Source organism: Bhargavaea cecembensis, assembly GCF_001619585.1.
Lineage (GTDB): Bacteria > Bacillota > Bacilli > Bacillales_A > Planococcaceae > Bhargavaea > Bhargavaea cecembensis_A.
The window spans coordinates 654,956-676,600 of record NZ_LQNT01000001.1; the positions used below are offsets into that span (position 1 = coordinate 654,956).

General features: G+C 49.7%; 21 protein-coding genes. 1 reads left to right on the top strand and 20 read right to left on the bottom strand.

All coding sequences use genetic code 11. From position 1 onward, the window contains the following. Positions 1–4: 4 nt before the first annotated feature. The 12 genes from AV656_RS03290 to AV656_RS03345 all read right to left on the bottom strand — a co-directional run bounded on the left by AV656_RS03290 (position 5) and on the right by AV656_RS03345 (position 12,055). Positions 5–454, bottom strand: coding sequence for a MarR family winged helix-turn-helix transcriptional regulator (locus AV656_RS03290; RefSeq protein WP_063178768.1), 450 nt, complete (start codon positions 452–454; stop codon positions 5–7). A gap of 118 nt (positions 455–572) precedes the next feature. Further along, on the bottom strand, positions 573–1,124 hold the full coding sequence (locus AV656_RS03295) for a GNAT family N-acetyltransferase (RefSeq protein ID WP_063178770.1): 552 nt from the start codon (positions 1,122–1,124) through the stop codon (positions 573–575). Positions 1,125–1,298: 174 nt separating this feature from the next. After that, positions 1,299–2,540 carry a dicarboxylate/amino acid:cation symporter gene (locus AV656_RS03300; RefSeq protein ID WP_063178773.1) on the bottom strand — a complete coding sequence of 414 codons (1,242 nt, stop codon included), beginning with the start codon at positions 2,538–2,540 and terminating at the stop codon, positions 1,299–1,301. Between the two features lie 159 nt (positions 2,541–2,699). Beyond that, positions 2,700–3,206: a hypothetical protein gene (locus tag AV656_RS03305; protein ID WP_063178775.1), complete on the bottom strand. Its 507-nt coding sequence runs from the start codon at positions 3,204–3,206 to the stop codon at positions 2,700–2,702. Between the two features lie 55 nt (positions 3,207–3,261). Continuing rightward, positions 3,262–3,795 carry a hypothetical protein gene (locus AV656_RS03310; protein ID WP_063178777.1) on the bottom strand — a complete coding sequence of 178 codons (534 nt, stop codon included), beginning with the start codon at positions 3,793–3,795 and terminating at the stop codon, positions 3,262–3,264. Between the two features lie 41 nt (positions 3,796–3,836). Further along, complete coding sequence (locus AV656_RS03315; RefSeq protein ID WP_063178779.1) at positions 3,837–5,918, bottom strand: LXG domain-containing protein; 2,082 nt, start codon at positions 5,916–5,918, stop codon at positions 3,837–3,839. A 12-nt stretch (positions 5,919–5,930) separates the two neighbouring features. Then, entirely contained in the window at positions 5,931–6,215 is a 285-nt protein-coding gene (locus tag AV656_RS03320; RefSeq protein WP_063178781.1) for a DUF5344 family protein, read from the bottom strand. Next, positions 6,215–6,574, bottom strand: a complete 360-nt coding sequence (locus AV656_RS03325; protein ID WP_063178783.1) for a hypothetical protein — start codon at positions 6,572–6,574, stop codon at positions 6,215–6,217. Before AV656_RS03325 ends, AV656_RS03320 begins: the two co-directional genes overlap by 1 nt. A 214-nt stretch (positions 6,575–6,788) precedes the next feature. Then, the gene (locus AV656_RS03330) at positions 6,789–7,790 is read right to left on the bottom strand and encodes a glutaminase (RefSeq protein WP_231877229.1); all 1,002 of its coding nucleotides are present in this window, start codon (positions 7,788–7,790) and stop codon (positions 6,789–6,791) included. Positions 7,791–7,869: 79 nt separating this feature from the next. Beyond that, positions 7,870–9,285, bottom strand: a complete 1,416-nt coding sequence (locus AV656_RS03335; protein ID WP_063178785.1) for a M20 family metallopeptidase — start codon at positions 9,283–9,285, stop codon at positions 7,870–7,872. 23 nt (positions 9,286–9,308) lie between these two features. Beyond that, positions 9,309–10,541 (bottom strand): MFS transporter, encoded by a 1,233-nt coding sequence (locus AV656_RS03340; protein WP_063178787.1) that lies wholly within the window; start codon positions 10,539–10,541, stop codon positions 9,309–9,311. A 212-nt stretch (positions 10,542–10,753) separates the two neighbouring features. Continuing rightward, positions 10,754–12,055, bottom strand: coding sequence for a hypothetical protein (locus AV656_RS03345; protein ID WP_063178789.1), 1,302 nt, complete (start codon positions 12,053–12,055; stop codon positions 10,754–10,756). Between the two features lie 160 nt (positions 12,056–12,215). On the opposite strand from AV656_RS03345, the gene AV656_RS16660 reads away from it, so the two are divergent. Then, a complete protein-coding gene (locus AV656_RS16660) occupies positions 12,216–12,350 on the top strand; it encodes a hypothetical protein (RefSeq protein ID WP_269447378.1) in 135 nt (44 codons plus the stop codon). Positions 12,351–12,391: 41 nt separating this feature from the next. Here the strand turns inward: AV656_RS16660 and AV656_RS03350 are convergent, their stop codons facing one another. The 8 genes from AV656_RS03350 to AV656_RS03385 form a co-directional block, all read right to left on the bottom strand. Then, positions 12,392–12,922: a hypothetical protein gene (locus AV656_RS03350; protein ID WP_063178791.1), complete on the bottom strand. Its 531-nt coding sequence runs from the start codon at positions 12,920–12,922 to the stop codon at positions 12,392–12,394. 40 nt (positions 12,923–12,962) lie between these two features. Further along, positions 12,963–13,487: a hypothetical protein gene (locus AV656_RS03355; RefSeq protein WP_063178793.1), complete on the bottom strand. Its 525-nt coding sequence runs from the start codon at positions 13,485–13,487 to the stop codon at positions 12,963–12,965. 280 nt (positions 13,488–13,767) lie between these two features. Further along, positions 13,768–15,504 carry a helix-turn-helix domain-containing protein gene (locus tag AV656_RS03360; protein ID WP_197462192.1) on the bottom strand — a complete coding sequence of 579 codons (1,737 nt, stop codon included), beginning with the start codon at positions 15,502–15,504 and terminating at the stop codon, positions 13,768–13,770. A gap of 123 nt (positions 15,505–15,627) precedes the next feature. Continuing rightward, positions 15,628–16,827, bottom strand: coding sequence for a M20 metallopeptidase family protein (locus tag AV656_RS03365; RefSeq protein ID WP_082818583.1), 1,200 nt, complete (start codon positions 16,825–16,827; stop codon positions 15,628–15,630). After that, positions 16,790–17,998 (bottom strand): metal-dependent hydrolase family protein, encoded by a 1,209-nt coding sequence (locus AV656_RS03370; RefSeq protein WP_156484784.1) that lies wholly within the window; start codon positions 17,996–17,998, stop codon positions 16,790–16,792. Before AV656_RS03370 ends, AV656_RS03365 begins: the two co-directional genes overlap by 38 nt. 22 nt (positions 17,999–18,020) lie before the next feature. Then, on the bottom strand, positions 18,021–19,565 hold the full coding sequence (locus tag AV656_RS03375; RefSeq protein WP_063178800.1) for an AbgT family transporter: 1,545 nt from the start codon (positions 19,563–19,565) through the stop codon (positions 18,021–18,023). Between the two features lie 183 nt (positions 19,566–19,748). Next, positions 19,749–20,702, bottom strand: coding sequence for an AEC family transporter (locus AV656_RS03380; protein ID WP_063178802.1), 954 nt, complete (start codon positions 20,700–20,702; stop codon positions 19,749–19,751). A 105-nt stretch (positions 20,703–20,807) separates the two neighbouring features. After that, positions 20,808–21,359, bottom strand: coding sequence for a restriction endonuclease (locus AV656_RS03385; protein WP_063178804.1), 552 nt, complete (start codon positions 21,357–21,359; stop codon positions 20,808–20,810). Positions 21,360–21,645 lie beyond the last annotated feature (286 nt).

A 21,645-nucleotide genomic window follows, 5' to 3' on the forward strand; every position in this document is an offset into this window, starting at 1 on the left:
TCGTTCAATAGCTTCGCTTGTTTCCTTTCTTTACGTACTCCCAATCTTTTTCTACGTTTTTTCTGACCCGGCGAAGGAGACGAAGGAGAATATCCGCTTCGTCTTCAGAAAAGCCCTCAAGCGCCACTGCATTGGAATGCTCATGCTCTCTTACGATAAACGGATAAACTGATAAGCCCTTTTCAGTCGGGAAGAGTTTCTTGATTCTCCTATTGCTTTCATCGTCCCGTTTCTCGATAAACCCTTTCTCCTCCAGTTTCATGATCGCCCTTGCAGCCGTTGTCCGGTCAACCATTATCATCTCGGCAAGCTTTTCCTGTATGATCCCCGGATTCTCGCAGATCCTCACCATATAAAGATATTGTCCCTTTGACAGATCGACTTCCTTGAACTCAATGTTGCTGAGGGAATCCAGCGACCTTGCAATCACCCCGATTTCCCGGAGATGCTCCATCTAATTAGTTGCCTCCTATCTGTATGTTGTATTTGCAACATTTCTATTATACTTATTTTACTTTTAAATAAGTGCAAACGCAACATTTATTATAACAAACAAAAAAGCCGATGCTTTTTCACATCGGCTCGGTAGCTGCTTCATTGAAAGGCTTTGAATACTCCACAATACCGCTTACCTGATTTAGCGCTCCTTCTGACAGTTCAAGTGCCATAAACACATCGTCCGGAACATCGAACGGCGGACGAATCCCCCACTCCGATGCTTTTCTGAAACCAAACCTCGGATAATAACCGGGATGTCCGAGAACGATTACTGAGCGAAATCCGAGTTCCCTTGCTTTGTCCAATGCCGTTTGGATCAGCCGGCTCCCGATTCCCATGTTCTGAAGTTTCGGCAGGACGGATACCGGAGCCAGTGCCAATGATTCTTCTGAGTTCTTCCCGTCAACGATCCGGATTTTGGACAACAGAATATGGCCGACAATGTCCCCGGCCTCATTCTCCGCCACAATAGATAGTTCCGGAACGTAGGCATCGGATACACGGAGCCGGCCGACCAGGATATGTTCACTGTGATCGCTCATCTCTGCATCCCGGAAAGCTTGCTCCACAACTTCAGTGATTGTCTCGAAATCCCTCGGCAAACTTTGTCTGATCAATATTTCCACTCGCCATTCCCCCTGCCATCTGAGTTTTTATTTCGTACAACTTTTCACCCTATATCTTTTATACGGACAGGGCCTGTGAAAAGTTTCACAAGCAAGTTGAAACGTCTTATCTAACCATCACTTCATAAAACTCCATAGAAAGGCGATTCGCCACTATAAGACGAATCGCTGTAATCACGCCCGCTCAAACTTAGCCAAACGCTTTTTCTCACTTTTGTCCACGACTGATGCACCGACCAGGTCTCCGGTGACATTCGTGGCGGTTGCGCCCATCCCGAGAATCGCATCGATCCCGGCGACAAGTGCCACGACTTCTATGGGCAGACCCGCCTGGGTGAGAACAATCGACAGGGCGATGAGGCCGGCCCCGGGAACCCCTGCAGTACCGATGGAAGCAAGCGTGCCGGTCACAATAATTCCGAGAATGGCCGCGAAGCCCAAGTCCAGCCCGACGATGTCCGCTGCAAACACGACCGATGCACCAAGACGGATCGCCGCTCCGTCCATATTGACCGTAGCGCCCAGAGGCAAAGAGAATGAGGCTACGTCGTCACTGATTCCTGCACGCTTTGCAGCCTTCATGGTGACGGGAAGCGTCCCCAGGCTGGATGAAGTCATAAACGCCGTGCCAATCGCATCCTTGACATTTCTCAAGAATTCACGGATCCGGACGCCGAACAGCTTCATTATTACAAAATAGACCAATACAAACTGGAGCACAATGCCTCCATAAATGACTGCCGTCAATTTCCCCAGAGAAATCAATGTCTGGAGTCCTTGTGAACCGATCGCCGACGCAGCGATGGCGAAGATGCCAATCGGCGCGTACTGAAGAATACCGTTGAGCACGCGGAATGTGACTTCACTCAGGCTTGCAGTCAGATCACTCAGGAAGTGCCCCATCTTTCTGATCCGTTCCTCACCGGAATGGATCATGGAAGAAAACGATAGCCCAACAACGACAGACACAAAAATAAGCGCCAGTATGTCAGCATTTACTAATGCAGAAAACAAATTGTCCGGGACGATCGACAGCACGGTATCGACAACGGACGGCCGTTCAGGCACCTCCACTTCAGCATTCGGAAGTGTAAGCCCAGTACCTGGTCTAATCATTAATGCCAGCACAATCCCGAATATGATCGCTATCCCTGTGGTGATGAAATAAAAGGTGAACACCTTCCCGCCGACCCTTCCGAGTTTCGCAGGATTCAGCTGGTCCACCGCTGCAATCAGCGTGAAGACGACGAGCGGAATTACAATCAGATTCAAGAGCCTCAGGAGCAGATCCCCAAGCGGCGACAGCACGCTTGCCGATTCCCCAAAAATGAGTCCGACAACGATGCCCAACAGAAAACCGACGGACATTTTGAGCATGAATGACTGGTCCCGATAAAATCTCCAGATTGCCCCCATTCATAAACCTCCCTTCATCTTTCTTCCGGATGTACCGGTTATGTATCCCTTCCTAAATCATCCCCTTCTTTGAAGTGTGCAAAACAACAACAAGATTTGCCGTTATTTTGCCTGAATAAAAAACACCCGGGAAGCGTGGCTTCCCGGGAAATTCTTGTGTTATTCAGATCCGTATTGACGGTCCAGTTCCTCATACTTCGCTGCATAATCATCCGTAATCTTATCGAGCTGCTCCTGTTTATCAGAAATTTCCCCGGACAGTTCAGCTATCTTTTTTTCAAAGTCTTCCCCGGGCTCTGCGGTCAGTTCCAGTACTTCGGAAAGCTTTCCTAAGTAGTCAATCTGCAAGGCCAGTTCCTGATCTTTCAGTCCGTTCAGTTCCTTGAGCTCTTCGTGGGTCAGACGGCCCTGCCAATCTTCCGACAATGCCTTGGATTCTTCAAGCAGCGGGAGCATTTCTGTTTTCAGGTACTGATTGGCCTGCTCCGGACTGTCCAGAATGGCATTCAACTGATTGCTCATCATGATCAGTTCAATGGAATTCTGATAAATCGGAGTGCTGCCCTCTTCTTTGTATTCCTTGTACTCAGCTGCAATTCCCGGACCGCCGCAAGCCGCCAGTGCGAACACCAGCAACATCCCCATCAGCCGGATCAGATTTTTCATGATGCACCTCCAATTCACCGGTCTCTTAATCGCGGTGCCGGCCATACGTCCCGAATCATTGTTCATTGACGAGTGCATCGATTTGCCGGTCCATTTCCACTCCGGTTCGTTCTATTTTTTCCTGCAGCTCCATGTTCTCCTCATTTAGCTTGACAGCCTCTTGGTACGTTTCTTCGGTCACCGGATCAACAAATTCGAGCGCCGATAAGTCTGCTGTCTTTTGAAGGGAATCGAGCGTCAGATTCAAATACTCAATCGTGGTCTCGTTCAGCTCCCTGATCTCTTCATTCACCAGTCCATCATGGGCATCAGAAGCGATTTTTTTGGATTCTTCCATAAAGGGAATCACTTCTTCCTCCATATAGCGGTGGGCTTCCTCGGGTTGTTCGATGATGGATGTATAGTGATTGAGCATTTCTGCAATCTTAAATGATCGCTCATCCAGAGGCTCAAAAATGTTCTTCCGATATTCTTCAAATTCTTTTTCCACACTGATATTCTGTGTTTCTGCTCCGTTGCCGCTGTTGCAGGCAGCGAGGAATAACGCCAACAGAAACACTAGGAAATACTTAAATATAGATCGTTTCATTGCTTTCACTCCTAAACTTCAGCGATTTCACTCTGTCTATCTTAATACAGAGTGATGGTTCCGTCCGGTTTCAGCCTGAACAGTTTGACGCCCGACGGTTTTTTCCCATCTCCGCTGATGGTCAGGAGGACTTCCTTTTCACCTGCTGACGGAACCGGTGCATTCTTGATTTTTTCCCAGCCGGGAATTTGGTTTTGTGCAAACTGTGAGGCTGAGCTTTTGATCACTTCAGACGTGTCCGTCCCAGGCAGGCGATTCAGATACTCGTCAAAACCGTCCATACCCTTGATTTTGCCGATGCCATTGCCGATTTGCTCATCGACTGCGCTCTCCAGCGCCCGCTTGGCAAGACTTCCGAGCACCTCATTGAGTTTTCCGTGCTCCACGTTTTGAATCGAGTAATGGACATCGGGATTATCCGGAAAGATTACGAGTTCCTGGCCGACCACACTGTAGTTGACCGGGACGTCGTTGACCGTTGTTGTGTTGATATCCACGCCTTTTGTAAATTCCAGTTTGTTGAGGTCCAAGCCCATTCCCTGCACAGACCCTTCTGGCTGATTTCCTTTGAGCGCAAAATCAGCCACAGTCCGTTTCGCTTCTTCCGGTGAATCTTTACTGAAGTTCGGATCTGTATTATTTTGTGTCCAGTTCCAGAGATCGCTGAACGTAACTTCATTGTGATCTTTTTGCTTAAGGGTGTTCAGCTCACCGGTATACCACTCCTTGATGGAGAGTACCCCGTCCTTGCCGAGTGTCAGGCTAACCCGGCGATCATACTGGACACCATCACCGGACAGGTAAACAATGACCTGCTTGGTTCCTGCTTTAGGCACATCGGCAGAAATGATTTCACCCCAGAACGGGATCTTCTTCTGAATGTTTTCTGAGATCTCTTCTTTGACGATTTCTCCTGATTTCTTCCCGGTAAATGGTATTTCCGGAGACCCCTTAATTTTCCCTGAGATTGTAGATGAGCCGGGCAACCTGCTGCCAATCTTGCCTAACATCCGGTCACCCTGGATCGTGGAGACGGTTTTCACCGACGTTGCCAAGACTTCCTGAAGAAGTGTGACTTCCGCGTTCTGCGTGGAGTACCAGAGGTTCGGATTATCACGGTAAATAACCAGCTTGTTATTGATGATGGAATAATGCAGGGGAACCCCCCTCAAATTGTATGTTTCGATGGAAACACCGTCCATTGCATCAAGAGCCGCCAGATTGATCTCTTTACCACGTGCCACCTGGTGAGGACCTCGGATAAACTCCTCCCCCTGGGATTCCACACCAGACTCAATAATCCTTTCAAGCTCTTCATACCGCCGCTCGTAACCACGGAGCATCTCATACACAAATTCATCAGACTTTTTGCTCTGGATAAGATGTGAGCCGAATACCAACCACAAACTCGAGAAGAACATAGAAAAGCCCATAGCGAATTCCTTTAATTGTTCCTGAGCCAGATTCACACGCAGCTTCTGATATCCGCTGAAATCCTGGAGCTGGAGATCATATGTTTCAATCCGGAATGACGGATTTCCAAAGATACCGGACAAGTCTTTCAAGTAGCCGTCCATCAGATCTAAATCAGCGTCAAGTGCGGACAGTTCCCCGGTCTGGCTATAATCATATGTATTTAGATCTTGGATGGTTTGGCGGATATGCCGTTTTGCGTCACGGACACCCTCGCGAAATGCATCGTCCTTTAGCCTCGGCAGGCTGATGATGTCGCTCACCGCATCCATGTAGCTGTTCCCTTCGTCAACCAGAGCTGCCGTCACACTTTCCGACTTTGTTACTCCATTCGTCAGCGGCCCCTCAAGGTGCGATTCCAGAATATATCCATCATGGGCAGGCTCAAGGGCTGATGTCGCCTGTTTCAGGTTTTGCAAAAGTCCTTCAAACTTTTCCAGTGTCAGTGACCTGTAGGCAATCAGAGGAAGATGCCATTCCCGGTAATAACGGCGTATGGCATCCCCGCCTACTCCCGTGAACGAATCTCCGAGATCGGTGAATGACGCAACCGCTCTCTCAAGCTCCTTTAACTGTGCCTTCTGAGACTCGATCTGTCGGACAACCGAATCGATTCCTTCCAGCAGCGAGCTTACCTCCAGCGTTTTCATGTCTTCACCTCCTTAATTCGCATCCATTGAAATGGAGAGCTGATGATCTGTTTCATCTAGCATATCCGCCGATTCCCTGACCGCCTCGTGATTAAGCCTCAGGATCCTCTTGAATTCCTCCCCCTGCTGTTCAAGGATGAGGTTGAGCTGGTTGATCTTCTCTACGAGTTCAAGCACATTGTCTCCCGCGAGATTCTGGGGAAGGGCGGGGTCCAGAGACTCGGTCATGCTTTCCATATTTGAAACCGACTGCCTGACGGTTTCATATTCGACCTTAATCTGATTAGTCAATGACATCAGTCCTTTCCTGCACGAATAGCAGCCAGCCTTGTCCGCTCCGCTGCGATGCTGGATTCCAGCGCCATGATTTCCAGTTTGATTTGGGCAATCTTTTCACTGAGCATCTGTCTGGAAAGGGCGAGCTGGACACTGGAAATATCGTCGTATTGCACAGCCATTACGTCACGGTATTCGAGAAATTTATCCGCAAGCATTCCTTTCCAGGTTTTTGCCGTTAGCTCCGGCTCCTCCAAAAGGCTTCGGTTTTGCGAGAAGTCTCCGTCCAAATTGCCCAGATTCACCGCACAGACAGTCAGTCTTCTCAACTGTTCTTTCTTCAGTTGGAGTTGTGCGATCAAAGCAGCTAATAAGGCCATCGGGCGAAATCTCCTTTTCTAAACAAAGTTACTTTTATCATAGCAAATTGGAAAGACTGGAAATATAGGAATAACGACCGGTGCCGAAAGACTCCTTTCGGGAGACGCAGTGCTGTCTACTCGGTCAAAAGAAATAAAAAAGAGAAAGGAAACAGTGTCTCCTTTCTCTTTGTACCCTGAAGTTTAACAAATTATGTCTAAATTGGAGGACCGATCAGAAAATGCTCATATTCCATTCCTGTGCAATCTGCTTCAGAAGCATGCTGCCTGCCACACTGTTACCGACTTCATCGATGGCGGGCCCATAGATCCCGATTCCGCATCCATTCGGGAACGGGGACTGTGGGGAGCCCGCGTGTGAAGGAACCACCGCCATGATACCTCCGGATACGCCGCTTTTTGCCGGCAGGCCGATGAAGGCAGCAAACTTTCCGGAGGCATTGTACATGCCGCACGTCACCATCAGTGCTTTTGTAATACGGGCGACCTGCACCGGGAGAATCTGTTCTTTTAGAATCGGATGATAGCCATCGTGTGCCAGGACCAGGCCGATCATGGCAATGTCCGTGGCATTGATCTCCACCGAGCACTGCTTCAGGTACACTTCAAGTGCTTCTTCCACATCGGCTTCCAGATAGCCGTTTTCCTGCAGGTAATAAGCAAGGGCACGGTTGCGGTGGGCAGTGATCCATTCGGACTGGAAGACTTCCTCATTAATCGCCGGGCGTCTTCCGGTCATATTGCTGATCAGCGAAATGAACGATTCGACTTTTTCCTGCGGTGTCCGCTTTCCGAGCAACGATGCCACTGTAAGTGCACCCGCATTGATCATCGGATTAAACGGCTTGCCCGGCTTATGGAGTTCGAGCCGGACAATTGAGTTGAAAGCGTCGCCTGTCGGCTCGACATCCACACGGTCCAGGACATACGACGTTCCGAAATCGATGCAGGCTGCCATGAAGCTGATCACTTTCGAAATGCTTTGCAGGGTAAACACGGCTTCACTGTCTCCGGACTGGAGGACCGTCCCATCCGCTCCGACCATGACCACTCCAAGCTGTGAAGGATCGGCTTTTTGGAGGGCGGGGATATAGGAAGCACATTCCCCTTCAGTTGTATAGAAGCGGTCTTGTTCCACCCACTTGTCCAGTTGGGCGGCAAACCGCTGCAGATCATGAGTGGTTTCATGATGATTCGGCAGCGTTTCTTTCACCATGGTCATGCCGGTTTCTCCTTTCTGTCAGGCAAAAGAAATGATGAGAATGCGATGATTCTCATCATTTCTTCCTATGTTTTTATCTTTTCGGCGGGGTTTTATCATCGGGAATCAGGGAAACGTACGATTCCCCGTCCAGCCGTTCTTTCCATTCTGCAGTTGCGCTTTCGATGATTTCTTGATTTTCCATTGCATCAATTGCCGTGCAGGCGATGACTTTGGCCGCCTGCAGCATGCCTTTGTGGGCAATCGGCATGGCACCCTGCGAGACGACCTGCCAGGTGTGCAGCGGCGTGCCGAGCGCAAAGCAGGCAGTCAGGCATTGTGTCGTCGGTACGACCCAGCTGACATCACCAACGTCAGTAGATCCGGCCATTGCAGCTTCCTCTGCAAACGGTGCGATAAAGTCCGCAATGGCTTTGTTTTTCAGTTTCCGGACCGTTTCCCGATCAGGTCCGGTCAGGTCCGCCTCGATGTCTTCACGAGACAGCGTAGCCTGAATTTCCTCTGCGAACCGGTAATCCTGTTCGTCATACGAAGGAACACCAATTGCGGATAGGTGCCGATACATGGTCTCCGCAAGGACAGAGTTCGGTACCAGGTCCGAAGCCGCTCCTTCAAACACCGCTTCCAACGATGTTCCGGTCATGAGGGCAGCACCTTTAGCGATATTGTTCACGCGTTCGGTCAGTTCCTTTACCTGCTGCTTTTTCGGCGCCCTGATGAAGTAAAGGACTTCCGCATCTGCCTGAACCACATTCGGGGAAGCACCTCCGGCATCGGTGATCGCATAATGGATACGGGCTTCCGGCACTATATGTTCCCTCAGGTAGTTCACGCCCACATTCATCAGTTCCACCGCGTCCAGTGCGCTCCGGCCCAGATGGGGTGCTGCGGCCGCATGCGCGCTTTTCCCTTTGAACTTGAACCTCACGGCGTAATTAGCAAGTGTGCTGACATGCCAGACACTCGGCTTGGTCATCGGGTGCCATGAAAAGGCGAGATCGACATCTTCAAACAACCCTTCGCGGACCATATAGGCTTTTCCCGACCCATTTTCCTCGGCCGGACAGCCGTAATAGCGGATGGTTCCCTTCAGTCCGGTTTCCTCCATGTACGCTTTTACCGCAACTGCAGCGGCGAGCGAGCCGGTACCCAGCAGGTTATGGCCGCAGCCGTGTCCATTTCCGCCAGCTTCCACCGGATTTTGTTTGGTGAGCCCCTTTTCTTGGCTCAGGCCGGCCAGTGCATCGAATTCGCCCAGTACGGCGATGACCGGTTTTCCGGATCCGAAGCTTGCCACAAACCCGGTCTCCAGACCGGCTGCCTTGCGCTGCACCTCAAACCCCTCTTCTTCAAGTGCACCGGCCAGAATCTCTGAAGAGCGATGTTCGGCAAAGTAAAGTTCTGGACAGCTCCATACTTGATCGCTCAGTTCGATATACCTGTCTTTTTTCTGTTCAATCAATTTCGAAATGATTTCATGATATCCCACAATCAGCGCCTCCTTGAGTTAGCTCACGCAGATGCTTCCGCTTTGGCACGGTCGAACAATTCACCTTTATTGCGCATCGTGAGGATGGCGATGATGCAGATGACTGCGAATGTGATCAGCATCCAGAATGCCGCATTGAACGAGCCGTCGAATGCATCAACGATGAACCCGATGGCCATCGGAGTGGCGAATCCGGCCAGCTGACCGCCTGTATTGGCGATTCCCATTGCCGTACCGGTGACCGAAGTAGGCAACTGCTTGAGAATGATGACCGGAAGCAAAGTAATGACAAAGGCGATGAAGAGATTGACGATGGTCTGGTAGGTGATGAACGCCGCAACACTTGGTGCAGTGAACATCAGATAGAGCATCAGTCCGGTCAGTGCACAAGAAATCGCACCAACAATTTTCTCCCGTCCTTCAGGCAATTTGTCGACCAGATAACCGCTCAGGAAGATGCCCAGCAGCATCGTGACGCCCGGAATCGTCTGTACCCAGCCGATCGAGATGAGGTCAAGGCCACGATCCTGAACGAGATAAGTCGGAATCCAGGTGGCCAGTCCCCAGTTCACGGCATAAATGCAGAAATACGCAATGACCATATTCCAGATCAGCGGCGTTTTCATCAATGAACCGACAAGACCTTTTTCTGCAGGCTTGGTGGCTCGTGCCAGTTTTTCTTCAGGCCTGTCCTCAGGCAGTCTGACGTATTTCCAATAAAGGAAGGCAATGAGGGCTCCCAAAGCTCCGAAAACAACGAAGGTCGTCCTCCATCCGATTGCAGTCAGAAGAAATGCGGACAATACCGGGATGATCAGAGCCACGATTCCGCTTGAAGAAAGCATGACGGACATCGCCCTTCCCCGCTCCGCCACAGGGAATGTGTTAGAAATGATTTTGGAACTCGACGGCTGGAAGCCGCCTTCCCCGATTCCGAACAGGAAGCGGATGACAACCATGGATGCAAGCGACCATGCAGCACCGGACAACCCTGTGAAGATGGACCATAAGATGACTGAGGCCAGCAGGATCTTTCTTGCTCCGAACCGGTCAGCGAGCCAGCCGCCCGGCATCTGCATGATGGCATAGCCGAGGAAGAAGCTGCTGAGAATAATTCCTGTAGCTGAAGCGCTCAGGTTTAAATCCTCCGTAATCTGAAGGACTGCGTAGTTCATGATGTAGCGGTCCAAGTTGCCCAGGCACCAGCCGAGGAAGAGCAGAATCAAAATGAGATTTCGTTCACGCTTGGGAAGCATGCTTTCAACTCCTATTCTCTGAGATGTTGGTCTTGATGTTGTGTTTAGAGATGAAACGCTTCCACTTCATTAAAAGCGTTTACACGAATTTCGAACTTTCTTTAACGAAGATAAAGCGAAACTTTCGTTATTGATTTTATAATAGGTTTCTCTGTTGCGCAATATATTTTTCAAAAAAAACAAGCACCCCATTTGGGATGCTCATTTCAGTGCTATTTTAACCGGTAAATTTTTATCGGCCTTCCGCGGGTATGCTGGGCTTCTTCCCCGACATTCTCGGCCAGCTCTGCATCACACAAATCTGCAACGATGCGCTGGGCATTCCGTTCGGTCATTTGGAGATGAGCGGCCAGATCCTTCGTCGTAAACTGGTGCCACCCCATTTTTTGGACAAGGGCATCAATTTTCTTATAGGATTTGACGCTGATTTTGGCTTCACTCAGCTTTTCCAGGATATCCTGATCATCAGTCCGGTACGAATAGTTCAGTTCTTCCTGATCCCCTGCTGATTCGATGAGGGTTCCGTCATCCTGGATGATGACAATCCCTTGTCCGTCGTCCTTTTTCGATATCTGGAGGGCACGGTGGGCATGAATTTCCGCCGCCAGCACCGTACTGCCGAATCCAATTCCCACAGCAACAGGAGTATCGGCCTCAACAGACAGATAGCGGGCTTTATCCTTGAGTGCCTGGAGCTCGCGCTCAATGGCTCCGCGTGAACTGAAGATGGAATACCTGCCATTGCCTTCGTCGACAAGGGATCCGTCAATCTTTTCGCAAAGCTGGATCAATGTCTCTTTTAGGCGGAGTTCCAAATACTGTACCTGATACGTCTTTTCCATCTTTTCTTTGATTAAATCAAAATCCTTGATTTCGATTTTCTCTACACCAATCTGGGTGTCTTTATAATAAGATGTCTTGACCTTTTCAAAGAAGATCCGCAGAGTCTGGAAGATTTCAATCCGTGTCGGTGACATGAGCCTAACCGGGATTCCTGCTTTCTCCAGCGCATTCCGTACAGTCGGATAACAGGTCAGGACACCATCCGTCTTACCCTCTTCCCACAGATTCTTATGGAAGCGAAGCAGCTCTTCGGATTCCGTATCGGCCTCAATCGTTAGAACAAACAGTTCCTGTGCGATTTCCCTCAGTGTTTCCAGGCTTTCGCCTTCGCCAATATTTGTAGTCGGGATCATATCGATGCTGATCCGTTCCAACAGCTTCTCCTGTGCATAGACGAGTTCCATAAAACTTTTGTAGATGCTGGTTTCGGTGGAGTAAATGTATACCAGCCGGTCAGCGGCAGGCATGATGTTCTTGGCTACCTGATACGGAATGAAACCCGACAGAAGCCAGTAATCAACTTGGCGGTCATGGTTTCGCACAATATCTGCAACTTCCCTCGTTTCCTGATACGGATATGGGATCAGTTCCATCTCTTGTTCAATTTCCCTGGCCACCCCGATAATCCGTTCAACGGACGGAGCCGGACCGACCACACCGATTCGAAACATGGTTTGATTCCTACCTTCTGTTCAAACAACAAATATGATTTATTAGGAGTATAACACAGGCTGTTGCATCACTCCGAACAGTCATAATAGGTATGGAACCCTGATGACCATGAATCGTCCTATAACCAATTAAACGGATAGACAGGAGGCAGCCTTCACCATGACCGGCATGACATCCAGACAGACGCAATCCCGCCTCGTCGACCTTCTCTTTTTCTTGCTCGGCAGCCTGTACCTGACGGGCATTGCCGCAACGTTCATTTATGTCGTCAGCAAAATGGTCAACTACTTCTAAAAAGAGAGCCGATGCCCCGGGGCACCGGCTCTTTTCGCGTATTAGTTGCTGTATTTCTGCTCCAGGTCATCCAAGCTGGTGTTGTACTCTGAAGTTTTTTCGTCAATCTGCTCCTGCAGCTGCATGATCTCCGCATAGACCGCTTCAGACTCTGCATACGATTCATCGCTTACCGGTGGGATGTGCAGTTCAAGGAACTCCGCCTGCTTATTGAACGAATCGGCCATCAGATTCAGTTGATCAATCGTAATTTGATTCACTTCTTTGATTTCCTGATTGATCAGGCCGTCCTGCAGCTCTTCGGCCATTACCCTTGTTTCTTCAATATAAGAAATCATCTCGTCGGTGATATAGTCACGGGCCTTTTCCGGCTCCGGAATCATGGCGTTGAGATGGCCACCCATTTCGGCGAGTTCCAAAGACCGTTCATGGATCGGATCGATCCCTTCCGTCCGATATTGATCGAACTCTTCAGCGGGGCTGGGATCGCCGCTGCTCTCTGAATTGCTGCATGCGGCCAGGACCATCAAAGCCAGCGTCAGCAGACTGACGATAACACTTTTTCGGTTCATTCTTCCTCACTCCAGTACTAGCTTCTATTCAATGGGTCATTTAGTTTTCCGCTAATTCCTCTACCCGCTTTTCATACTCGGCTGATGTTCGGTCGATTTCCTCCTGTAACTCCATGAGCTCAGCATAGATGTTTTCCGTTTTTTCGTAAACGGCCTTCTCGTCTTCGATTGGTGGAATATTCATTTCAGTCATGGCTGCTGTCATCGTAAACGATTCCAGAGTCAGCTCCAGATTTTTAATCAAAATTTTATTTAACTCTTGAATCTCCTGATTGACAAGTCCGTCCTGTGCATCCATCGCCATGTCCCTGGTTTCTGCAACATAGGGAATCAGTTCTTCATTTATGTACTGAAATGCTTCTTCCGCCTCTTCGAGCATCGTTGTATAGCGTCCGCCCATTTCCGCCGTTTTGATCGCCCGATCATTTAAAGGTTCAATTACTTCCGTCCGATATTCTTCAAATTCCTTTTCTAAACCGATTTGGTCTGTAGCGGAGGGATTGCATGCCGCGATAGAAAAGATCGGCAAGATGATCATCATTAATTGAAAATGGATTCGTTTCATTTAAGCACCTCCCTCATTCATCAGACAGGATCCATGATTGGCTAAGAACCGATTCAAGCTGTTTCCATAGCTCAATGTATCAAAGTAGAAAAGATTGAAGGATGAGAACAAAGACTCAGATAGAGAGAATTCCGATATACGTTTACCCTATATTACTACAATGGTCGTTAATCCCCCCTTACCGAACGCATGCCCCGGACATGCAAAACACGTCAGACTTCCGCCTTTCGGAATATCTGACGTCACTTTGTTTTCATTTAGGTCAGCATCGCATCGGCTTTTATGAATCAACGGCTTCTGGATGGTCACCGGCCAACCTGCAGGCGAGCTGAAGATTCAATAGAACTTCCGGATCCGCCAGGTCCGCATCAAGCAGACGGGAAATTTGCTTCATGCGATACTGCAGCGTGTTTGGATGGATATGAAGTTCCTTTGCAGCCTGGCCAGGCCGCTGAAGATTTCTGCAATAAGCCTGAAGCGTTTTTGTCAGTTCTGTCCCTTTTTCCCTGTCGTACTTATTGATCGGACCGAGAAAAGCAGCGATGAATGAGGCAACCTCCTTGCCCGAGCTTCCGGCAATCAGGCGATGAAAAAGAAAACGGGAACTGTCGGCAATCCGTTCACGGCAGTGAGATTCTTCCATTAACTTAAGTGTCATCGTGGCAGACTGGAGTGAATCCGGTAGTTCTTCTATCCGCTGAACCAGCCTTCCGACACCGAATCTGGCTTCTTCGGCCGGTCCATTCCCCTTTTGTACAAATTGGCCTGTCTCTTCGGCAATCGAAGAGAGACGATGGTAAATTTGCTTGTAATCGGAATTAAGACTCACCGACAGGAGCAGAAGATAAATTTGATCGCGCTGTACAACCAGACTTCCGGGGAAGGCCCTGCTGATTTCAATTTCAAGAAAGCTGGCCATTTCATTCTGTCTCATCAGGTGATCAATCGGACTAGCAGGGCGAGGGTCACCAATTTGTACGGCTACGGGCAGGAAAGCGCCTGCAGTATTTAATCCCAGGCTTTTTGCTCTGTTCAGGAAACCTTCTGCCAAAATACCGTTCATCAGGTTGTCCATCAGTTCTGTTTTATACCGTTGCTCTACTTGGCGGGCTGCTGCCTGTCTGTTGATCTCCAGGGCGAAAAAAAGAAGACTCTGCTGGATGAAATAGTCATCCGTCTGCTTGGTTACATTCTGTCCTTCCTCGTAAATCAGCAACTTGCCGAGAAGTTGACGCCCGTCCCTGATCAAGTACTCGTCGGCGGGCGGAGTGTATTCCGGGATATAAGAAGTATTAAAGACTTCACCATAAACCGTGAGAAGGGAAAGGGGCTTCCTGATGACGGAAAATAACTGTCCCAGCATCACGTCCAATCCTTGGCCGGAATTCATATTGACCAGCTGCTCCTGCTGATAGTCAATCATGGTTTTGAACGTACTGTTTTTGATTTTGATGGCTTCATACAAGGAAGCTCTCTCTAATGCGGTTGCGGCTAGTCCGGATATCGTTTCCAGGAGCTCGACATCCGCAACGGTAAAAATGCCCGCCTCGGCAAACCCATTGAGTGTCACGACACCGATGCAATCCCCTTTGGCAGTGATCAGCGGAACACTCATAGCCCTGTATGAATTATTGCTGGGATGCATCGCCATCGAACGGTCAAGCAATTGACGGTTTTCCGGCCTCATCGATTGGGGATAGCCGGTGATTTCCGCTCTGTTCGAAAGAAGGATCGGCTTTCTCGACTTAAAGCAGTCTCCTGTAAATGACTCTCCGGGCAAAAGCCGGATTTGCTCAACCTTTTCATCGAAATTCACATAAGCACGGCATATCAGGAGGCGTAATTCGGGATCAAATAAAAACAGTGCACCGCCATCAGCATCGGGTATCGCCCGTATGGATTCGGACAGGGTCAGTTCAAATAGTTCGTCCAGCTCCAATGTGGAGTTTACGGCATTGGCTACATTGATCACGGCCTCAGCTCTGGCTGACGAGAGATGGTGTTCAGCGCTTCTCACCATCAGATCCCTCCTTTTATGCTTCTAATTATCGTAGCATAATTCGGAACAAATAGAATCCTTGAGTTGACGGCGATCACAGAAATTTCATCCTAAAAAAAGACACCCTGCCCAGGGTGTCTTTCAATATTGATGGAGAATCGCCATAAACGTCTTTGCTGTACTCAGCATGGCTTTTTCATCAAAATCGAACTTGGCATGATGGTGTGGATACGGACCCCCTTTCGGACACGCGCCGGCGAAGAAAATGGAGCCAGGGACTTTCTGGGTGTAATAGGAGAAATCCTCTCCCGGCATGACAGGCGGCGTTTCCAAAACGTTCCCCTCATCAAAAATAACTTCCATCGCATTCTTGACGACCGCCGTTTCTGCCTTATGGTTCCATAGCGCATCATAACCGCTTTCCAGGTTAGCCTCTGCACGTGCGCCCAATGCGTCGGCAACGCCGGAAGCGATATTTGCGAGCTTCTCCCTCGCCATTTTCCTGGTTTCCGGTGCATAAGAGCGGATGGTACCGGTCATGACCGCCTCGCCAGGAATGACATTGTTGGCATCCCCCGCGTGAATTGAACCGACAGAAACGACAAGCTGCTCCAGAGGGTCTGTACTCCGGCTGACAATCGTCTGCAGGGCCGTCACAATATGGGAAGCCACGACAATCGGATCGACCGCTTCATGGGGCACAGCACCGTGGCCCCCTTTACCATTGACCTTGATTTCAAATGTATCCACCGCCGCCTGGATATAGCCTTCCCGGTAATACATCGTTCCCGAAGGCATCATGCTTTGAAGGTGACAGCCATAAATGGCATCCACGCCTTCCAGGCAACCGTCTTCAATCATCGCCATGGCACCTCCCGGGTACAGCTCCTCGCCAAATTGATGGATCAGGACCACGTTGTGCCGGATTCGCTCCTTGTTTTCGACCAGGCTTTTGGCAAACCCCAGGAGTGCGGCAGTATGCCCGTCATGTCCGCAGGCATGGGAGACTCCGAGGTTTTTCGATTTGTACGGGACTTCTTTTGCGTCCTGAATCGGAAGTGCGTCAAAGTCAGCCCTGAACGCGATGGCCTTGACGGGATTTTCCACACGGAATGTGGCCACAACACCCCGTCCGCCCACTTCTGTCCGAACATCAATTCCGAGGTCCCGGTAAAATTTCGCGATCAACTTGGGCGTCTCCACTTCCCGGTGTGACAGTTCCGGATATTGGTGCAGGTGCCTTCTGATTTCGATCATCTCCGGAAGCAATGTTTCAAGGGTATCCAGACATGCCTGGAGTCCTTCATCCAACGACAGCTTCAAGTTTGTTTGCAGACTCATGAACACAAATTCCCCCTTTGAATACAGAATGGACCTGTCGGAATGCGCTGATATTGGATTCAGGATCTTCGTCCAAGAGGACAAAGTCTGCCGATTTTCCTTTTTCAAGCGTTCCGACCGTTCGATCGACGTTCAGTGTTTTTGCTGCCTGTGAAGTCGCAGCTGCAATAATATCCCTAACTTTCATGCCATACTCCTGCATCAATTCAAGTTCTTTGGCAAAGTCTCCGTGAACATTGAACGGCGTTCCGGCATCGGTGCCTGCGGCAATCCTGACTCCAGCAGCAAGCGCTTTTTGGAAGCTCTCCCTGTGAGTATGGAAGCAGTCGACCGCTTTTTTGACGGCATGGGCCGGAATCCCACCCGACTCCCCATGCTGGACGATGTAATAAGGCGCTGCAAGGGTCGGTACCAGAACCGTATCGTGTTTGATCATCAGGTCGATCGTCTCGTCATCGAGGAAGATTCCGTGCTCAATCGTTGTGATACCTGCCCGGACCGCATTCTGGATGCCGGCAGTTCCCTGGGCATGTGCTGCAGTCGTCTTGCCTGCATGGAGGGCTTCCTCTACCGCTGCCCTCATTTCTTTCTCGGACAGTTGAGGAGATCCCGGATCGACTCCGGGAGTCATCACACCGCCGGTGGCCATCAGCTTGATAACGTCCGCGCCGGCCTTAAGTGTGTCCCTGGTTGCCTTTCTTACGCCGTCCTCCCCGTCGGCTTCAGTGGAGAAAGGGTACCCGTGGCCCCCTGTCATGACGAGGGCCTGCCCGGAACCATAAACCGTCGGACCGGACATCAGCCCATCCCTAATCGAATTCCGGTAATCCAGGTCGATATGCCACTTGGAACCAAGGTTTCGGACACTTGTGACACCTGACTTCAGCTGTTTCTGCGCATTCACATGATGCCTGTATGCTGAGATGGCAGGCGAGTCGCCGGCCACCTGTGCAAACGGATCACTGACTCCGTCCATACCGAGGTGGACATGCAAGTCGAACAGACCGGGAATCACTGTCTTGCCGGATCCGTCAATAACGGTGTCGGCCTCCAGGCGATCCGCCTCCTCGCCCGTGGCAAGGATCGTCTTACCTTTCACTACAATCGATGTGTTCAGCCGTTTTTCCCCATTGCCTGTATACATGGTGACGTTCTGTATTTTTAGTACCACACAAGTTCCCCCTTAGCAGTTGTTATGGCAGCATAATGCCGCCGCCCGGTCCGAGCGGTAAGCCAAGCAAGAACCAGATCGAGAACAGAATCACCCAGAAAATCGCGAATGCGATGGAATACGGCAAAAGCGTTGCGATCAGTGTGCCGATCCCGATGTTTTTGTCATACTTCTTCGCAAACGTCAGGAGAATGGCGAAGTAAGCAAGCATCGGCGTGATCGGGTTCGTAATTGAATCGGCGACCCGGTAGGCAACCTGGGTAACGGCCGGGTCATAGCCCATGAGCATGAACATCGGTACGAACACCGGAGCGAGCAGCGCCCACTTAGCCGATGCACTCGCAATCAGCAGGTTGATCAGTGCAGCGATGACGATAAACCCGAGGAAAAGGGACAATCCTTCGAAGCCGATTCCTTTCAGGAAGGCAGCTCCCTTGATGGCGATGATCGGCCCGAGATTGCTCATTCCGAAAAATGAGATCATCTGGGCGGCAACAAATGCAAGAACGATATAGCCGCCCATTCCGGCCATGGCCTTGCCCAGATGCTCGGCGACATCTTTATCATTCTTCAGTGAACCGGAGGCAAAGCCATAGGCGAGTGCAGGAATCAGGAAGCCGAACAGCATGATCGGAACAATGCCTGTCATGAACGGCGAAACGATGATGCCATTTGTTTCAGGATCTCGCAGGATTCCGTTTTCCGGTACGACCAGCCAAAGAATGACTGCAGAGTAGGCTGCAAGGGTGATTCCTGCCCAGAGAAGCCCACGCTTTTCTTCCGGCGTCGTCTTTTCGAGCTTTTCTACCTCACCTTGGAAAGTTCCCAGTCTGGGCTCGACAATCTTGGTTGTGACAAATGCCGCAACCGGAATCAGGACGAATGTTGACGCAATCATGAAATACCAGTTAACAGCCGGGTTTCCCACATAAGAGGGGTCAATCATCTGGGCACTCGACTGTGTAAATCCGAAAAGGAGCGGATCCAACATCGAAACGATCAGATTGGCACTGAAAGCTCCAGTGACGGTTGCATAACCGGCTACGAGACCTGCGATCGGGTTCCGTCCAAGAGCCGCGAAGATCATGGCTGCGATCGGCGGAAGAACAACCTGTGCTGCATCGGCAGCCGTGTTTCCAAGAACGGCGATCAGCAGGATGGTGGGCAGGATAATTTTCACCGGTGCATTCAGAATGGTCGTCTTCATGAAAGACGTGACCAGACCCGTGGACTCGGCAAGCCCCACCCCGAGCATGACCACAAGCACCATACCGAGAGGCGGGAATCCGGTAAAGTTCGGAACGAGTGTCGTCACGATGCTGCGTATGCCATCTGCGTTAAGCAAGTTCACGACTTTGATCGTCTCACCCGTACCCGGGTGGACGGCCGAGGTGCCAAGCACTCCGAAGATGGCGGATGCAATAAGAATCAGGACTGTAAAGATGGCAAACAGCGTGACAGGATCCGGCAACTTGTTACCGGCCTTCTCCACTCCGTTCAACATTCTCTGGAAAAAGCTCGGTTTTTTCGGCTGGCCAAGTTCTTCAATACCAGCAAGTTTAGTCATAACAACTACCCCCCTTGAAAATGAATTGTTTAAATATTAACTCAATAAATTCACAAGGGATATGGGAAAAGTACCAAAGAACATGAGATAGGTTTGTGGGAAGTAACAACATCCCTTTGATTAACTGCAGGAAACGAAAAAGGCGCCCCAGAGGGACACCCTAAACTCGGCAATTATCCTCGGTTATAACAACCATTGCAGAAGGCTGTATAACAGCGGAATGGTAAACATGCAAAGAATTGTGGAATAAATCACGCCATATGAGGCGAAAACAGCATCTGCTCCAAACTTCTGTGCATACAACGTAGTGGTTGTGGCGCTCGGCATGCCGGCTGTCAGTACAGCAATAAGGAGGAGATGTTCGGGGACTCGGAAAAGAAGAAAGATAAGCAGTGTCATTGGGAGGACCAGCAATTTCATAGAAGATGCGGTCCATAAATACACATTTCTGCTGTAATACCTAAAGTCATTCATACTGGTGTCTGCAAGCAGACTGCCGATCAGAATCATCGACAGAGGAACCGTCATCGTCCCGATATCCTCAAACGTCCTTAACAGCATGCCCGGCCAACTGAAAGGGAGAAACAGCATAGCCAAACCGACCAGTGTGGCAAGGATTCCCGGATTCAGAAAGAGTACCCGCCAGCTCACAGACACATCATGACGGGTGAACAGATAAATCCCGTAGGACCAGATCAGAACCAGATAAAAGAGGTTGAACAGGGTCAGGTAGACCACCCCCTGCTCAGCCATCAGCATATAAATGACCGCAAATCCGATAAACCCCTGATTACCGAAGACAATCAGACTCTCATAAACGCTCTTCTGACCATCCGGCAGGGCAGCCCGCTTCCTCAGCCAGGCACCGGCGATGATGGAAACAGTCATCACAAAGACCGACATGGAGACGAGCCAAGTAAAATCCACCAATAGCTCAATTGAAAAGGTCGTATTCAGTGAGTACAGAATCAGTGCCGGCAATGTAACGTACAGCATTAACTGGGTGATCACCGAATTGGCATGGTTGCTGAGAATGTTCATTTTCCTCACAATAAAACCGATTACAGCCATTAGATAAAGTGGGATCATCGTCAGGATAAATGCGGAAGCGGACAGGTCCCCTCCCCCTTTCTTCATCCTGTAGGCTATGAAAAAGCTGGTACTGCGGTGCTACTCCATAAAACCTTCATTTAAAAATGATCAGATGCCTTCGAAAGACATTGGATCACACAATAAGTAAATTTAAGATGCCTTTTGCTCAAGAAGGATATGAATCAATTGCGTTCTGTCGACCAACCGAACACCATTACTGGATGCAAGTTTCTTTGCAGCTTTTGTATAACCGCTATTGGTCACGACCCAGGCAGCATCCGCCCGGTAATGCAATTTTGCTGCCACAATCTCCTGGACTGCCTTTATGCCAACATTGCTTTTGTACCTCTTTGCCTGAACAACAATACGTTGTCGATCTCGTTCCAAGATCAAATCGGCGCCGAAGTCATTGCGATAAGGTGTCTGTCTCACTTTGTAGCCATTAGCCTCATACCGGAGTCTGAGAAAGTCCTCAAACTGCTTTCCGGACATCTCATCCACCTGCATAATACCAGAAGCGCTCAATTTCCTGTTTTTATGTCTGTAATAAAGGAATAAACTGCTTACAATCAACACAAGCACTCCGAAAAACATAATAGCAGCAGACCTGACGGAAAATGTCATCAGAAATGTAATACCCCCAGCCGCAAGCGGAAAAATATAGATTGCCTGCTCAATGGGGTCATCCTTCTTTTTCGCCATATAAAATCCTCCATACCTATAACATTGCCTACAAAGTAGACCTCAACAGCACCCTTTAAAACAAACGTAACCGCCTGGCTGACGCCCAAGCAGTACATCCACACCATCTTAATTCATACAATTTACCTATATTTTAACATAACAGGTGTGGGGCCGGTAGAGTTCCGCTAGAAGTGAATTTAATCAGAGCAGAAGAAGAGTTTAATGGCTCTCCGTTTATTGAACACAAAAAAAACCGTCTCCATCAGGAGACGGCCTTGTGCCCAGCGACGTCCTACTCTTGCAG

Bases quoted from the DNA above. Each gene is read 5' to 3' on its own strand.
- AV656_RS03290 (WP_063178768.1), bottom strand. From the start codon at position 454: ATGGAGCATCTCCGGGAAATCGGGGTGATTGCAAGGTCGCTGGATTCC.
- AV656_RS03375 (WP_063178800.1), bottom strand. From the start codon at position 19,565: ATGACTAAACTTGCTGGTATTGAAGAACTTGGCCAGCCGAAAAAACCG.
- AV656_RS03305 (WP_063178775.1), bottom strand. From the start codon at position 3,206: ATGAAAAATCTGATCCGGCTGATGGGGATGTTGCTGGTGTTCGCACTG.
- AV656_RS03340 (WP_063178787.1), bottom strand. From the start codon at position 10,541: ATGCTTCCCAAGCGTGAACGAAATCTCATTTTGATTCTGCTCTTCCTC.
- AV656_RS03350 (WP_063178791.1), bottom strand. From the start codon at position 12,922: ATGAACCGAAAAAGTGTTATCGTCAGTCTGCTGACGCTGGCTTTGATG.
- AV656_RS03365 (WP_082818583.1), bottom strand. From the start codon at position 16,827: ATGAGTCTGCAAACAAACTTGAAGCTGTCGTTGGATGAAGGACTCCAG.
- AV656_RS03315 (WP_063178779.1), bottom strand. From the start codon at position 5,918: ATGAAAACGCTGGAGGTAAGCTCGCTGCTGGAAGGAATCGATTCGGTT.
- AV656_RS03345 (WP_063178789.1), bottom strand. From the start codon at position 12,055: ATGTTTCGAATCGGTGTGGTCGGTCCGGCTCCGTCCGTTGAACGGATT.
- AV656_RS03330 (WP_231877229.1), bottom strand. From the start codon at position 7,790: ATGGTGAAAGAAACGCTGCCGAATCATCATGAAACCACTCATGATCTG.
- AV656_RS03300 (WP_063178773.1), bottom strand. From the start codon at position 2,540: ATGGGGGCAATCTGGAGATTTTATCGGGACCAGTCATTCATGCTCAAA.
- AV656_RS03385 (WP_063178804.1), bottom strand. From the start codon at position 21,359: ATGGCGAAAAAGAAGGATGACCCCATTGAGCAGGCAATCTATATTTTT.
- AV656_RS03355 (WP_063178793.1), bottom strand. From the start codon at position 13,487: ATGAAACGAATCCATTTTCAATTAATGATGATCATCTTGCCGATCTTT.
- AV656_RS16660 (WP_269447378.1), top strand. From the start codon at position 12,216: ATGACCGGCATGACATCCAGACAGACGCAATCCCGCCTCGTCGACCTT.
- AV656_RS03310 (WP_063178777.1), bottom strand. From the start codon at position 3,795: ATGAAACGATCTATATTTAAGTATTTCCTAGTGTTTCTGTTGGCGTTA.
- AV656_RS03325 (WP_063178783.1), bottom strand. From the start codon at position 6,574: ATGGCCTTATTAGCTGCTTTGATCGCACAACTCCAACTGAAGAAAGAA.
- AV656_RS03320 (WP_063178781.1), bottom strand. From the start codon at position 6,215: ATGTCATTGACTAATCAGATTAAGGTCGAATATGAAACCGTCAGGCAG.
- AV656_RS03380 (WP_063178802.1), bottom strand. From the start codon at position 20,702: ATGAAGAAAGGGGGAGGGGACCTGTCCGCTTCCGCATTTATCCTGACG.